The 14,837-nt window shown below is 39.3% G+C and carries 13 protein-coding genes; 3 read left to right on the forward strand and 10 right to left on the reverse strand.

Annotated elements, in window-relative coordinates:
• Positions 1-4 precede the first annotated feature (4 nt).
• The 3 genes from BMW86_RS28810 (at position 5) to BMW86_RS28820 (ending at position 3,434) form a co-directional block, all read left to right on the forward strand.
• A complete protein-coding gene (locus BMW86_RS28810) occupies positions 5-1,132 on the forward strand; it encodes an amidohydrolase family protein (protein WP_177189429.1) in 1,128 nt (375 codons plus the stop codon).
• Entirely contained in the window at positions 1,122-2,141 is a 1,020-nt protein-coding gene (locus BMW86_RS28815) for a glycosyltransferase family 9 protein (protein WP_089786813.1), read from the forward strand. Before BMW86_RS28810 ends, BMW86_RS28815 begins: the two co-directional genes overlap by 11 nt.
• A 219-nt stretch (positions 2,142-2,360) precedes the next feature.
• A complete protein-coding gene (locus BMW86_RS28820; RefSeq protein ID WP_089786815.1) occupies positions 2,361-3,434 on the forward strand; it encodes a glycosyltransferase in 1,074 nt (357 codons plus the stop codon).
• Here the strand turns inward: BMW86_RS28820 and BMW86_RS28825 are convergent.
• The 10 genes from BMW86_RS28825 to BMW86_RS28870 are packed head-to-tail and all read right to left on the reverse strand — an operon-like array spanning position 3,400 to position 14,710.
• Positions 3,400-5,055 carry an ATP-binding cassette domain-containing protein gene (locus BMW86_RS28825; protein ID WP_089786817.1) on the reverse strand — a complete coding sequence of 552 codons (1,656 nt, stop codon included), beginning with the start codon at positions 5,053-5,055 and terminating at the stop codon, positions 3,400-3,402. The genes BMW86_RS28820 and BMW86_RS28825 overlap by 35 nt on opposite strands.
• Entirely contained in the window at positions 5,039-6,301 is a 1,263-nt protein-coding gene (locus tag BMW86_RS28830) for a hypothetical protein (protein WP_089786819.1), read from the reverse strand. Before BMW86_RS28830 ends, BMW86_RS28825 begins: the two co-directional genes overlap by 17 nt.
• Positions 6,292-7,371, reverse strand: a complete 1,080-nt coding sequence (locus tag BMW86_RS28835) for a glycosyltransferase family 4 protein (protein ID WP_089786821.1) — start codon at positions 7,369-7,371, stop codon at positions 6,292-6,294. Before BMW86_RS28835 ends, BMW86_RS28830 begins: the two co-directional genes overlap by 10 nt.
• Positions 7,368-8,576 (reverse strand): O-antigen ligase family protein, encoded by a 1,209-nt coding sequence (locus BMW86_RS28840; RefSeq protein ID WP_089786823.1) that lies wholly within the window; start codon positions 8,574-8,576, stop codon positions 7,368-7,370. The genes BMW86_RS28835 and BMW86_RS28840 overlap by 4 nt, the downstream gene beginning before the upstream one ends.
• Positions 8,573-10,024: a lipopolysaccharide biosynthesis protein gene (locus BMW86_RS28845; RefSeq protein WP_089786826.1), complete on the reverse strand. Its 1,452-nt coding sequence runs from the start codon at positions 10,022-10,024 to the stop codon at positions 8,573-8,575. The genes BMW86_RS28840 and BMW86_RS28845 overlap by 4 nt, the downstream gene beginning before the upstream one ends.
• Positions 10,011-10,913, reverse strand: a complete 903-nt coding sequence (locus tag BMW86_RS28850) for a hypothetical protein (protein ID WP_143056725.1) — start codon at positions 10,911-10,913, stop codon at positions 10,011-10,013. Before BMW86_RS28850 ends, BMW86_RS28845 begins: the two co-directional genes overlap by 14 nt.
• Before the next feature lie 4 nt (positions 10,914-10,917).
• A complete protein-coding gene (locus BMW86_RS28855; RefSeq protein WP_089786831.1) occupies positions 10,918-11,721 on the reverse strand; it encodes a class I SAM-dependent methyltransferase in 804 nt (267 codons plus the stop codon).
• A gap of 9 nt (positions 11,722-11,730) precedes the next feature.
• Positions 11,731-13,161 carry a B12-binding domain-containing radical SAM protein gene (locus BMW86_RS28860; RefSeq protein ID WP_255373035.1) on the reverse strand — a complete coding sequence of 477 codons (1,431 nt, stop codon included), beginning with the start codon at positions 13,159-13,161 and terminating at the stop codon, positions 11,731-11,733.
• 2 nt (positions 13,162-13,163) lie between these two features.
• Positions 13,164-14,075, reverse strand: coding sequence for a hypothetical protein (locus BMW86_RS28865; protein WP_143056726.1), 912 nt, complete (start codon positions 14,073-14,075; stop codon positions 13,164-13,166).
• A 29-nt stretch (positions 14,076-14,104) separates the two neighbouring features.
• Positions 14,105-14,710, reverse strand: a complete 606-nt coding sequence (locus tag BMW86_RS28870; protein WP_255373036.1) for an RNA polymerase sigma factor — start codon at positions 14,708-14,710, stop codon at positions 14,105-14,107.
• Positions 14,711-14,837: the final 127 nt, after the last annotated feature.

The following is a 14,837-nucleotide window of genomic DNA, read 5'->3' on the forward strand; positions in this document are numbered from 1 at the left end:
ACTAATGATTTTACATGGATTACAATTGATGAATGGAGATCTCCGGAGCATTTTTATTCATGGGGATAAAATAGAACAGGTCCTTTCTCCCAATGATAATAATCCGGTAGAAAGGAATATCTATTTTGAGGATTGCTTAGTTTTTCCGGGATTGATAAATTCTCACGATCATCTGGATTATAACCTGTTTCCTCAGCTGGGTAACCGTATTTATAAGAATTACCTGGAATGGGGCCCCGATATATATCAGCAAAACAATGACATCATTCAAAAGGTGCTGGACATCCCCAAAGAACTACGTACAAAATGGGGTGTTTATAAGAATCTGATTGCTGGTGTTACAACCGTTATACAACATGGAGAAAGATTAACTGTTCCTGAAAATTTAATCACCATATTTTCCGGATGCACTTCTTTACATTCGGTGAAATTGGAAAAACATTGGAAGAGAAGATTGAATAAACCTTTCGCAGATAATCCTTTTGTGATCCATGCAGGGGAGGGGACAGACATTCAGTCTTGTAACGAAATAGATGAATTACTAAGATGGAATATCTTTCGCCGTAAACTGATTGCTATACATGGTGTGGCCATGAATGAACAACAGGCAGAGAAATTTGAGGCATTGGTCTGGTGCCCGGATTCGAATTATTTTCTGTTGAATGCAACAGCTAAGATTGATCAGCTCAAATCATGTACGAAAATTCTGTTCGGTACGGATGCTACCGTTTCGGCCAACTGGAATATATGGCAACACCTGCGACTGGCAAAAGCGCAAAACATGCTAAGTGATACTGAATTAATAAATGCAGTAACACAAGTGGCAGCGGATGTCTGGAAACTGGAGAAAACAGGAGCGGTGAAGGAAGGATATTATGCTGATTTAATCATTGCAAAAGGAAGTAATTTCTTTTCAACTAATCCTGAGGATATTCAGTTAATGCTTCATAAGGGTAAGATCGTTTTATTTGATGCTTCACTGCTTATTCAACTGCACAATATTCCGGTAAGTGATTATTCAGTCATTTATGTAAATGATGTAAAGAAATATGTTATTGGAGATGTTCCGGCATTGATAAGAGAGATAAGAAGACATATGCCGGCAATTAAATTACCAATAGATGTCGATTAGAAAATGGGAGAGAAAGACAGCTCCCAAAAGGGTGCTGGCGATTCGTTTACAGGCAATGGGCGATACGGTTATTACGCTTCCTTATTTACAGGCATTACGTAATACCTTACCTGAAGGGACTCAACTGGACTTTCTGACAAGGAAAGAAGTAGATCCGATTCCCAAAGATCTTTTGCTCTTTGATCGCGTATTTTCCATTGGTGGAAAAAGGAACTTCAAAAAGCAGTTTTTGTCTGCCTGTTTATTGCTGCCGTGGTTGTTTTTCAGAAGATATGATGTGATCATTGATTTGCAGAATAATCCTATCAGCAGATTTGTGAGAAAGATGTTACGACCTGAAGCGTGGAGCGAATTCGACAGGTATTCTCCGCTTGCTGCGGGTGAGCGTACCAGGCGCACTATTGAGGCTGTTGGGCTGGGGGATAATTTTTTGGATGCAGGTTATCGTTTTAAGCCATCTGCTTTTGATGCGAATAAATTATTAGCAGCATGTGGCTGGGATGGGAAAAGTAAATTAGTGATCCTTAATCCTGCGGGGGCATTTGGTACGCGTAACTGGGATATGGATAATTATGTCACCTTTGCCAGATTATGGTTACAGGAATTTCCTGATACACAGTTCATAGCGTTGGGTATAAGTTTTATAAGAGAAAAGGCGGTTTATCTCAAAGAAAAACTGGGTGATCAATTGCTTTATATGATTGATAATACTTCTCCCAGTGAAGGGTTCAGGATTATCCAGCAATGCTGGTTTATGCTGTCTGAAGATTCGGGATTAATGCATATGTCCTGGGTATCGGATAACCCGACAGTTGTATTACTCGGTTCTACCAGAAGTGATTGGGTAACACCGCAAAATAAGAACGCGCTTGTATTCAGCTCAGATGATCTGGCATGCGGTAATTGTATGCTGGAGACCTGTAAGTTTAATGATGTTCATTGTCTTACAAGGTATACACCAGAAATGATTTTTCAAAAAACAAAAGCATTTATCAATAGTATCGTTTAGTTAAGCAATGTATTTTTATAGCAAAACATAATAGGCTCCGTTAGGAGCCCCGTGTTTGTAGAAAACACATTAAACAACAAAACGAGACTCCGTAGGAGTCCCCTATTATTCGCGAATTAGGGGACTCCTACGGAGTCAATTAAAGAGGATAAAAATATTTGCTACAAACACGGAGCTCCTAACGGAGCTTAATTAAACAACATTGATTCATCAGTTCAATTGAATAGGAAAACGCTGATCATATTAACACCTGCATTTCCGGCGAATGAATCGGAAGAGGAGTCTATATGGCTGCCTGCGAAGCAAAGCTTAATAAGAGCGCTGAACAGGAGTTTTCCGGAACTGGAAATTATCATCCTTACTTTTCAGTTTCCTGTGAGGCGTGATCGTTATACCTGGAATGGGAACCTGGTGATACCATTCTCAGGGGGAAATAAAGGTGGTATACACAATTGGCTGGTATGGTTGAATGTTGTAAAGACATTGTTCCTGTTGAAAAGGGAAAAAGAGATCATTGGACTGCTTAGTTTCTGGTGTGCAGAATGCGGTTTTGTAGCACATTATTTTTCAAAACTATACCGGTTAAAGCATTATTGCTGGATCTGTGGACAGGATGCAAGGCCCTGGAACAAATTTGTAAAACGTATCCGCCCTAAACCATCGGAGCTGGTAGCCATGTCAGACTTCCTGCAGGATGAGTTTCATAAAAACCATGGTATTCGCCCGGCACATCTGATTCCTGATGCGATCGATACACTGTTGTTTGATAAAGACAAAGAGGAAGAACGGACACTTGATATACTAGGTGCAGGAAGTTTCTCACCGCTAAAACAATATGACGTTTTTATAGAAGTAGTGGCAGCTATCAAAGAACAATTACAGCATACCAAAGCCATTTTATGTGGAGATGGGTCCGAGAGGACAAGGATAGAAGAGAAAATCAAAGAGACAGGTTTGGAAGATGATCTTAAACTTACCGGCTCAATCCCCCAGAAAGAAGTATTGCGACTGATGAAAAGAACCAAGGTCTTTTTGCACACCTCAAACTATGAGGGTTTTGGCAATGTATGTATTGAAGCCTTGTACGCAGGCGCACATGTAATCAGCTTTACAAAACCAATGAATCAACGGATCGGGCAGTGGCATATTGTCTCCACAAAGGAAGAGATGATCGCGAGGGCATTGGAATTATTGCAGGATCGGAATACTGTTTACTCATCAGTGCTGCCATTTGATATGAATGATTCAGCAAAACAGTTTATGAAACTTTTTCAGTACGATAATGAGCGTTAAAGTTAATTACAGCATGACAAAAATCTAAACTTTTGGGGTTATGTGAGATCAGTAAAATGATCTTCCCTGATTCAGCCAGCGTTCTTAAATATAACATGATCGCTATTTCAGAAGCTTCGTCCAACTCACTAAAAGGCTCATCCAGCAATAACACAGTTGCATCTTTATATAAGGCCCTTGCCAAAGCGATGCGCTGACGCTGACCTCCACTTATATTCTTTCCTCCTTCCATTATTATCTTCCCGATACCTTCCGGAAAGTTTTTCAGTAACCCGGTTACTTCCAGCACTTCGTTTAATTTGACAGGATCATACTGTTCGTCGAACAAAACAATATTATCCAAAATGGATGCGTGTAAAATAAACGGATCTTGTTTTGCATAAGCAATCTGGCTCCAGAATGGGAGATATTTCCGGGTCTCACTATTAAATAAAATCTCCCCCTGCTCCGGTTGCAGGAAACCGGCTGTCAGGTTGAGCATCGTTGTTTTCCCTTTCCCTGAATCGCCACTGATTCCGGTCAATGATCCTGTATAAATGGTGGTATTTAAACGATGGAGGATTTTATTTCCATTGTACGAGAAACCAACATTTTGGAATGTAATGGAAGTTATTTTATCATTTATCGTATCAACTGATGGCTCAGGAAGTACAGCTTTTTCAGCAATTGTATGCTGATAAGCCCGCAACTGGTTGTTTAAGTTGATGATCTTTGAAATACCGGGAATGATTTTATAAGCAGCCGCCATAAAGGTGCCCAGCAATACTATATATGCACTACCCATTGTGCCCGAAAATTTTATCGCAACAATTAATATAAATAATCCCAGGATGGCAAATACTTCAAAAAAACGTGCAGGTAAATCCTGTGTTATCTGCATACTTGAAATCTTCTTACCTAACTCCGCCTGCACTGTTGTATGCCGGTTTATAAAAAAAGGGTTCTTATCAAAGATATTACTCTCTACAAATCCAGACAATGCCTCACGCAGGTATTGTAAAGATTGTTCAACGATAGTTTTGATATTCTTTTTAATGGTCTTTAATCTTCTCTTTGTAAGGAACACCAATAAGAAAATGGGTGGTAACAGGGCAATGGCAGCTATCAGGAATAATTGCGCATTATATACGAGTAACGTAATGACAGACAGGATCACCATCACACATTCTGTAATGATCAACTGGAAATTAAGCAATACGTATTGCGCAAATTCTGTGGGCTGATGAATGATCTTTCTGACAAAAACAGCGGAATCTTCATTTGCAAAGTTGCTGTAAGCGCCATTCAGATAATTAGCCAGGTTCTCTGTAGAAAGCCTTTGAGCAATACGCGTAATGAATTTCACCTGGGATTGATACACCCAATGTCCCATAATATTCTTAGCCGAAAAAATGAGCAATAGCCATATTGCCGGCATCACAGAATTTTTGTCAGCGAACAGGCGACTATCATTCAAAAAAGAAGCATTGCTCTCTGTATAGAATTTTAAGACAAACAATAAATAGATAATGCAAAATATATCCAGTAAGCTGATGAACGTGTTTAAAACAATAAACACCTTTACCTGCTTTCTCTCCCCGGTTGTGAGGACACGGATAATATTTTTATATATGCTGTTCATTGTAGTGTATAAGTGTTATGGAAAGGCAACAGAGCGTTAATATTAATGAAAGATCACACTGATCATGCATGATGATCACGTCTGTAAAGGAACTAAAGAAAATAATGATAAATATGTCCCTTAATAAAGGCATTCTGTTCTTTATTCCGGCATAACCTATATATCCGTATAACGTTAAAAGGGTCAATAATCCGATAATACCAAACGAAACAAAGCTTTCCAGGTATATATTATGGAAGGAATACTGAAGATAACCTCCTTTGCCGGAGACACTGTTTTCGCCGGTAAACATATGATAGGAAAGGATCTTCTCCTGCAACAGGGCTGCGGCATCGCCGCTGCCGACACCCAGCAGATAGCTATTATGCTCTCTCATTATTTCACAGGAGAAGCGTATATAGATGAGTCGCAGGCTAAGTCCATCGAAATAGATTGCTTCATTAAACTTTGGCTGCGTGAGATAAGATGTCTTAAATAACTCCAGGTCCTGGAACCTGCTTTTGACAGGATTATTGGTAAAAGATAAAAGTGCAACAATGGCAATAATACCGCCTATAGAGATAACCCTGTACTTTGCAGAAAGGTAAGTGAACAAATTAACCGCTGAAATTACAAGATGTATGAACAGGAACATCCTGGAAGAAAGCAGGAGCAGCCATACAGTAAAGAAGGCATACAGGATGATCTTCCACCTGGCAGAAGCCGGAACAAATAAAATAACCGCAACGCTTATCACACATAACAGGGATGCGTAGATGGCGGTTGATTCAATATTATAGGCCAGCGCATGATAAAGAAATACAGAAGGATCACCACTGAAAACATATTGTTTCATTGCCAGGATACTGGCGAGGGACATCCAGAAAAATGTCCCATACACAAAGATCTTTAGCAGGAAGTAAATCTCTTCCTTTTTAAATGGGTTTTTAGAAGAGAATATGAATGCAATAACGAATTCCCTTTGCACCAGTGAGAGCGCATGATCTTTATCCTTTGAAATCCAGATACTCAATATATACAGCAAAAAATAAAGGGTAGTCAGATATACAAGAGGACTGCTTTTTAAACGTTTCCATTTTGTGCTGAAATCTCCTTCAGCTATCCACACCAGTAATAAGCCAATAGTGCTGATACTGTTAACAGCAGTAAATCGCCCTCCCAGAATAGCGGATATGAGCAATAAACCTGTAAGTATTAGATACAGTTTATTAAAAATGACTTCTTCCCTGGATTCAATTACTTCCATGACAAACCTTTTTTGTACGCATCCAGGGTTTTAAGAGCGGTTTCGGTCCAGTTATTCTGATGAACGATCTTATCCGTGAAGGAATTGTTCGCCGGCGCCTTCATGGCGTGCTGTACCGCCGTTCTTATACTCTGCAGATCTCCGGGATCACAATATTCAACGTTATCTGAAAAATATTCCCTGGTGTCTCCTTTATCACTTATTACAAGTGTGCAACCGCAGGCTGCTGCTTCAAGAGAGCTTAAACCGGTAGTTTCAAACCAGCTGGCGAGAATATGGGTTTTATGTTTGTTGTATAATGTTGCAATTGTTCCCTGGTCCTGGTAGTTGATAAAAGTTACTTTATCGTAAGCATTTTCCCGGCATTCATTGTAATAGGCATGGTGGTTAGGCGCCGCATCACCTACGATCGTCAATGGTATATCTGCCTCTTTGAGTGCCCGTATAACATTCAGCTGATTCTTGGAAGGCTCTATTCTTGCCACACATATTACTGCCTGCTCCCGTTGTGCAACATCCACCTGATTAAAAATGGATGTGTCAATGGAGTTGGGAATAACTGCAAATGTGCCGGCTTCTTTAAAATCCTTTTCCAGGCGTTCGTATTCGCTAAAAGAATTAGGAAGCAAACAGGCGCATTTTTTCAGAATATATGCAATGGATCTTTTATGACCATAGAAGATATATTTCCAGGACATAATCTGTTCTCCGTTTTTTAAACTTCGTGCCAGACATTTAAAATACTCCTGTGTATTCTTGCTGAAGAATGACAGGAATTTGTACATGAATTGTTTGTATATTTTAGGTACCTGTTGATAATCCATATAGATAGGGGAGACGACAAAGGGTAAGCGGCTCTTATCTATATGGAAAATAATATCTGCCGGGCGAATAATATTGAAAAAATGAATGAGCTCATATTGGCTGTAGTCAATATGTCTGTCGTTACAAAGTTTAATATCAACAGTTATATTCAGCTTTCTAAGTTCATTGGCCGTATTCACAATTTGAATAGTATCGCCTCCTTTTGCGGAATATAATGTGGCCCTGCTTATATATAACACTCTCATAGCTGCTTTAAATTTGTTCTGTTAAACTGGGGGAATAAGGCCGGACTAAATGCCAGGATCCAGATCATATATTCTGCGGGATTAAAAAGATAACTGCCGGTGAACTGATAGATAAAAATGAATATGAACAGCAACTGCCGGTAGTAGTTCTCCCAGACTTTTGTCTTTATAAAAAGATAAATGATAGTATAGAACCGGAGTATTATTCCTATTCCTCCATAAATACAAAATGTTTCTGCCACGGAGTTGTACACTCTTGTTACAGGGATTTTTGAATAGGAGTAAAAGTAGTTGGAGAAACCTTTCCCTATATGTTTAAACTGTCCTAACCCAGCACCAAACAATAACGATTTCGTTTTCGTAACCTTCCAGGCAATATAAAATGAATCAGTGATGCGGCCCCTTGCAGAGGTATCTTTTCCTGAATAAATATTTTGAAGCCTTTCGAATAACGGATTATGCCGGTAAAAGAAATAAAGCGCCAGCAGGCCTGCCAGTATCCCCCAGCAGGTTACCACTAAAAACGTAATATTCACCCTGCCTTTTAATTTGTCCATATTTAACGAGAGCAAAAATATGATCCCGATAAAGAATGTGATCAGTACACCCAGGGAGAAACTCAGTAATAAGGAGAAACAAAGTGAGAGGAAGAGGATATTATATTCACTTTTCAGCAGTATTTTCTTTAAAGCATAATATCCGGCAATAGGAAACATGACCAAAGAATAATAAGACGCTTCGAAAGTAAACAGCTTTAACCTGGGAATAATGGGAATGTCCGGACTTATCGGGAGCAAATACCAGAGTACGGGACGGATAAATGGAATAAACAGCGTTATTAAAGCTATCACCACCAACACAATATTTATCGTGGCAAGACTTTTAAATATGTTGGCTGTTGCATGTTCTGTTTTAAAGAACAGGTAAGTATTGAGTACGAATATTGCCAGTGTTTGTAATAAGAGGAAGGATATGATATAATCCTTTGGATATTCCACGGTTGGCAATTGTATACATGCAAACGCTAATGAAATGATCAGGAAGTAGAAGTAGTATTTAAGATACTTCTGCCGTATTAAATTGATAAAAAAGAAAGGTGTCAGTAATGTGGTATAATATAGTCCCTCTGGCAATAGTACACTGTTAAAGAACGTATACACAATTGCCACGAAGAAAAAGAGATGATATGTTTTAGATGTACTCACGATTTTACCAGTAATAAAATTTTATGTCTGTAGCCTTTTACATGTGTGAGATAGAGTGTGAGGATTGCTAACAACGCACTCGACCATTGTAACAGGGGATCAGATAAGAATATAAATGCTGAAAGGAAAATAGAAGGAAGCATCCGGACAATGCAGGATAGCAGCTGGAAATTACCTGTTAGTATTTTGTTCAGCAACATTTCCAATACTATCATACTTGCAGCACAAGCCCCAATGAGTCCGTAAAGGACTGCCACCGGCTGCTGAAAGATATATACGCAGGTAAACATGCCTGTCAGTGCCAGCACACAGAAAAACAGGACGTAATATAAATAAGTCCGTTCATGGCCTACTGCATTGAAATAATAGGTAGGCACAATACTAAGGACGAAGAATGATTCAAATGAAATGAAATACTTGGTGTATTCATGTACTTCGCTGGCGGTCTCTGTTCCAAGAATAATTCTGAAGATATAGGGATAAGTAATATAGAGTATTAAGAGAGAGATAACCGCACAACTGGTTACTACATTTTTGGCGGCCATATATAGTTCCTCACTATTCAGCTCCTGTGCGTACATCTTTGTGAACTTGGGGGAGATCCAGTGCAGAATGGCGCTGAACCCCATATGTAAATGATTGAACATGGTAGCAATCAATGCATAATAACTCAATACTACCAATCCAAAGTAATTGACGATCAAATATCTGTCTGACTGGAAAGTGAGTATAATTACCAATGATTGCAGCCATGTGAGAACAGCGAATGATATTTCGTTCTTGGGGATTTTCAGGTTGAACCTGAATGAATAACCCGGCAAACTTCGCTTCATCAGCACGAATGCAAAAGGTATAAATAAGCCGTTTACGATTATTATTACCAGCAGGAGTTGCGTAATATTGAACGGAAAGAGAGCAAGCAGTAATACATTCAGTAATAATCCGCCCAACCGGTTCCCGCTTCCCAGCAATGCCGCAATTTTGTATTGTTCTAATGCTTTGAAATAATTGGTGAATATTTGCTCAAAAAACTTTATCCCTACTATGCATCCGGCAAGGGCACAGCTTTTGGCGCATAACTGCCTGTAATCTGCTGCTATCTCAAATAGATGATAATGAGATACTAAGAAAGAGCCTATGAGTGAGAGTAATATACAAAATGCAAACAGCACAATAGTAATGCTGATAGCATTGTTCATGATGCCGGTTTTCCCTTCTTCATCCCGCTTTCCTATATACAGGGCGATATTTTTCAATACCATACTGCCTATGCCCAAATTAAAAAGCTGCATAGATACCACTATGGTATTTACGAGCATCCATATCCCGAACTGTTCCTTTCCCAGATGTTTGATAAAGAAAGAGGTGCTTATGAAAAAAAGCAAGGGATACAGAAAGATATCCGCTATATTCCAAAAGCTATTGATGATATTTTTATTCCGGAACATATTTTGGTCTGACAATATTTAATAAGATAAAGAGGAGCAGTCCGCTTATTACCAGGTACATTATTATAACTACCAGCGCAATTTTTATCACAGACCTTTGCACGGGAATCTGACTGACCAGGAACGGCTCCTGTAATTTTACAGCACGTGGGTCTTGCAGGAAATGCTGCATATCCGAAATTTCTTCCGTGATCCTTTCTCCTTTCTCAAAAAGGGCTTGTGTATTGATCTCGCCTTTCTGGACCGGATAAATGGATTGTGTTGTGCTGCTCAGGCTATTGGTATATGCATGCATCAGGGAATCGAGCGCGATCAGTTCCTTTTCCCTGTATGTGATAGCCCTTTTGAATTTTTCTGCCCTTTGTCGCTGTAGCTCCTGTACGGCCACAATATTATTGAGATAATTTTCCAATAGAATAGCCAGGCTGTCAAATACAACGTGATCTGTACTTTTCACGGTAATATAAAAGATCTGACTATTATTCTCTGTCATATCATCAGATAACAAACTTCCGTAGTTGTTGGTTGCTTTTATTTCCCGGAGATGCTTTAACTGATTTACACTCAGTGGTAATGCATTGTGTAATTGCTGATAAGATCGTGTCTGAATAAGCGCATTCACATTATCAATAGCTTCTCCATATAATTTTCTTTTTAAAGAAGTATACCCGTACGAAGCTGTTCCTTCAAATTTCTTTTCTGCGTGGAAGAAATATAATGTCCCTCCCGCAGTTATCCCTATCAGCAGGAAAGTCATTGGGAACCAATAACGCTTAAACCCTTTACAGTACTGATAAATTATTGAGCGAATAAAATGGACTAATATTTTTATTTGCTCATTAAATTCATTCATCGTTAATTCATCATTTGGTGCTTTCTCTTCTTGCATCGTACTATGATTTCTTTTGGATTGTAATCAGATAATGATCGCAGAAAATGTTAAAGGGGAAATAACTGCTTAAACGCTGTTCCACCCTTTGCAGGAATTTATATAAACGGGGATACCTTTCTACAAATCCCTGGTAAAATTCCGGGGGTACAGCGAAGTAGATCCCTTTTAAGGTAAGTATTTCAAAATCTTTCTTCAAATGCTTTTTTATATAAGAAGGGTTGTAATAACGTACTTTGAAATGTACCCCTTCAATATGTGCAGTAGCATCTTTCTTAAATCTTCTGAATGCTGTTTTGAAATCTCCTTTCAGTGCCATGATCAGTTCCCAGGGGGAGACTGTAGGCATTATGACTAATGTGGCTTTCCCTTTTTCTGTTAGAAATGTCTTGAATTGATCAAGCACCTGATTCAGATTATCTGTACAGTTGAGACCACCAAAATTTGATATGATATAATCGAATTGCTGGTTTCCTAATTTGTGTAATTCATTGAATGAACATTGTTGGGTGCTTATAACATCTTCTAAATGATCCTCTTTTATTTTAGAATCCAGTTTATTCAGCATGCCAGCAGCGATATCAGTAGATAATAGTCTGAATCCCTGATTTGCGAAAAACAGCGTGTCTATCCCTGTACCGCAATTCAATTCCAGAAAACGGGATTGTTCTTTAGCCTGTTTCAGAACCTCTTCACGGTATATAACACGCAAGTGGGCGGTTAGTTTATTTTCATTATTTAGTTTGTCGAAAACCGCAGACTGTAATGAAAATGCCTGGCTTACCAATTGGTCGTTGCTGGTCATCATCAGATTGATTTAAGAAAGTTCTTTTGTATAAACGTTTAGTTCCTCTTTAAGCCTGCGTTTTAAAAAGGAGTATTTGAGTGATTTAAAGAGTTTGGCAGGAAAGGTGCTTCCATCACTTTTTAATTTTTCAAGCCTGTAAGTATAATGTGTGTACCGGTGTAACTTTTTATAGAACGGACTTTCATATGTATTGGTGTACATGATATCCAGGTCGTCGGAGTCTGTCCAGTTCTCTTTCGTTATCAGGTCTTGTTTTACATTTTCATAAAAGGCTGTACCCGGCAATGGGTATGAAACAGAGATACCGATATCATCGGGTAATGTTTCTGTAATTAAGTTGATGGTTTTATTAATGTCCTGTACTGTTTCGTGCAGGTAGCCATATTGAATGAAAAAGGCCGCCCGGATACCATATTGCTTTAACAATTTCCTGGCCTGCCTGATTTCATCAACAGTGGTGCCCTTGTCCATTGCATCCAGGATCTTCTGCGAACCACTTTCAGCCCCCATCCATACTTCCTCACAACCGGCCGCTTCGAGGTCTGTCACATATTTTTCCTGTACCAGCAGGTCTGCCCGTGATTGAATCTTGAAAGCGGTCCTTACACCAGCCGCTTTTACCAGGTCTGCAAATTCCTTTACCCAGCTACGTTTTAGTCCAAAGATATCATCGCAGAACCAGATATGGTCCATGTTAAACAGTCGTTTCAGCAGCGCTATTTCTTTCACCACGTTTTCAGGGCTGCGCATATTGTAGTTGTTGCCATAAATGGGTTTGGCGCACCAGTTACATTTATAGGGACATCCCCTTGTAGTGGCAATATTGATAGAGAAATACCCATGTTTTCTGAGCCATACTTTTTTGTATGGTTCAATGTTTACCAGGTCCCAGGCAGGTAGGGGGAGTTCATCCAGATGTTTAGAGATGGGTCTTAACGGATTCTTCTTTATAACACCTGTTTCTGTATAAATCAGGCCTTTTATCTTTTCAATGGGAGAGCTATTCTTTTCTAATTGCTGCACCGTTTCCAGCAGGGTATATTCAGCTTCCCCGGAGATCACATAATCAGCCCCATTGTTTAAATACTTATCGTAATGATCTGAGGCATCTGAGCTTGTAACGATTACCCTGCAACCGTAGGCTTTGGCATATTGCTGCATCAGGAATGCTGCTTCCCGCATATTGCTCAGGCACATTTTGGTCAGATAATTGAAGCCATCATCGTATATAACGAAAACATCCGGTTTAAATGCTTTCAGCACTGGTATCAATTCTTCGGGTGCGTTAGCGAACATGGTATCGAACAACGCAACTTCGTATCCATTTTCTCTCAGGAAAGCCGCCGCCAGTATAGTACCTAATGGCGGATAAGGCTTTGCATGTGCGACCTGCTTTGGATCGAACTGAAGAAAGTATGAATGACTGAATAAGACTTTCAATGTTATCTCTTTTGTAATTGTTCTAATACTTTTTTCTGATAATTTGCGGGATGATTCTTGGAAACATACGGTGTGGTTTTAAAAGCCAGCTGATAATCCTCCATTGGAAAACCTCTCTTTCTCCACTTATGTTTCCACTTCCTGTCTGTGAGGTCCATCAAAAAAAGGTTCAGTGATTTCCAAAAAAGGTTCTTCTTACCCAATGTTATCAGATTAAATTTGACAGCGCCTTCAAAATCAACATCAAGATGTTGAATGTTAGAGAGATTACTTTGATTTCTCAATAAGAAAGTCTTGTATATATTCTTATTATAGACAGGAATAAGCGTACTTAGTTCAATACGGGTAAAAAGATTTTTTTCATCCAGTCGCAGGTAATGTTCATCAATGAAGTAATTCATACAGAGATGATGTTGCCTGCCAATTATATAACTCAATTTCTTTACCATGTGCAGGATGGTGCGGCAAATCCATAAAGTGTTATTGGCAGTAATGATGAAAAAATCAAAATCGCTCTTTTCATCAGCATAATTTTTGGATAGGGAACCTGAGATACCTACGAATTTAACAAAGGGGAATAGTGAAATGAATTGAGCCGTTCTTTTGGCTTTAGGGAATAACCGGGTAGCCTTTACTTCTCCTGCAATGCGTTTTTCAACAATAGCATCATCGTCTGTTGCCAATAAATAATAGTCATCGATTTTTTTGATTGTACCACTGATATCCATCCTTCTCAGCGCAAATTTAGTATCCAGCTCTTTGATGTTATCGGGTAACAATTTATAGATCTCACTCAGTTTAAGCGGATGCCTGAACAAGCTGAAATATTTCAGCAGGTTGATGATTTCTGTCTCAACCAGCTCATTGCTTCCCGGCAGCGAATAAGCAATGCTGTCTGCCCGTAATGCTTCCATAAAAAATATTTTTCCAGTGCTTCTTTCTCTCATGATGCCATTACCATTTGCGTTTGATGCTCAAGCATCCTCCTCAAATTCCTCCTTGCTTTCAATAGGTTTGATTTGGATGTTCCCAGGGATATACCTAAAATTCTGGAGATCTCTTCATGTGTAAAACCGTCAATTGCAAAAAGACAAAATACGCTGCGATAAGCCGGAGTGAGTTGCTGGATCAGTTTTACCAAATCATTATAGGCCATGCTTTCCATAGGATCTTCCATGTAGGATGCAGTACTATTCAACGTATTATCTGCAACTGTCCATGAAATGCGTCTTGCCCTCAGTTTTGAGTGATTAATGCTGGTATTGATCATAATCCGCTTTAACCATGCCATAAAGACAATGGGTAAAGTGCTTTCATCGCCATATACTACGAAGGACAAGACGCCCTTAAAGACCTTTACAAAGCCATCATTGAGTGCTTCCCGTGCATCTTCATCAGTTGATGCATACCGGACACAGATTGAATTTGCAAAGCCGTAATACTGCTCATACAGGGCTTTTTGCCAGGTTGGGATCCCCAGCCGGCAACCATCCAGGATAGTGGCCAGGTTATATCCCTTTAACGGGACTATTTTTTTAGTGCTCTCCACGTTTACTGCTCTTATATAAGTAGTAATACGAGGGGTTGGTTAAAAAGGTTGCCTGGGGGTAAAAATATATTTTGGGGCTGTCAGATAGGATAGGGGGGATGGTGAACAGTGACTTTTGTTATAATAT

The sequence above is a fragment of the Chitinophaga sp. YR573 genome (assembly GCF_900110995.1).
Taxonomy (GTDB): domain Bacteria; phylum Bacteroidota; class Bacteroidia; order Chitinophagales; family Chitinophagaceae; genus Chitinophaga.

Excerpts from the sequence above, each read along its gene's own strand:
- BMW86_RS28810 (WP_177189429.1), top strand. The coding sequence starts at position 5 with ATGATTTTACATGGATTACAATTGATGAATGGAGATCTCCGGAGCATT.
- BMW86_RS28815 (WP_089786813.1), top strand. The coding sequence starts at position 1,122 with ATGTCGATTAGAAAATGGGAGAGAAAGACAGCTCCCAAAAGGGTGCTG.
- BMW86_RS28825 (WP_089786817.1), bottom strand. The coding sequence starts at position 5,055 with ATGAACAGCATATATAAAAATATTATCCGTGTCCTCACAACCGGGGAG.
- BMW86_RS28830 (WP_089786819.1), bottom strand. The coding sequence starts at position 6,301 with ATGGAAGTAATTGAATCCAGGGAAGAAGTCATTTTTAATAAACTGTAT.
- BMW86_RS28835 (WP_089786821.1), bottom strand. The coding sequence starts at position 7,371 with ATGAGAGTGTTATATATAAGCAGGGCCACATTATATTCCGCAAAAGGA.
- BMW86_RS28845 (WP_089786826.1), bottom strand. The coding sequence starts at position 10,024 with ATGTTCCGGAATAAAAATATCATCAATAGCTTTTGGAATATAGCGGAT.
- BMW86_RS28850 (WP_143056725.1), bottom strand. The coding sequence starts at position 10,913 with ATGCAAGAAGAGAAAGCACCAAATGATGAATTAACGATGAATGAATTT.
- BMW86_RS28855 (WP_089786831.1), bottom strand. The coding sequence starts at position 11,721 with ATGATGACCAGCAACGACCAATTGGTAAGCCAGGCATTTTCATTACAG.
- BMW86_RS28865 (WP_143056726.1), bottom strand. The coding sequence starts at position 14,075 with ATGGAAGCATTACGGGCAGACAGCATTGCTTATTCGCTGCCGGGAAGC.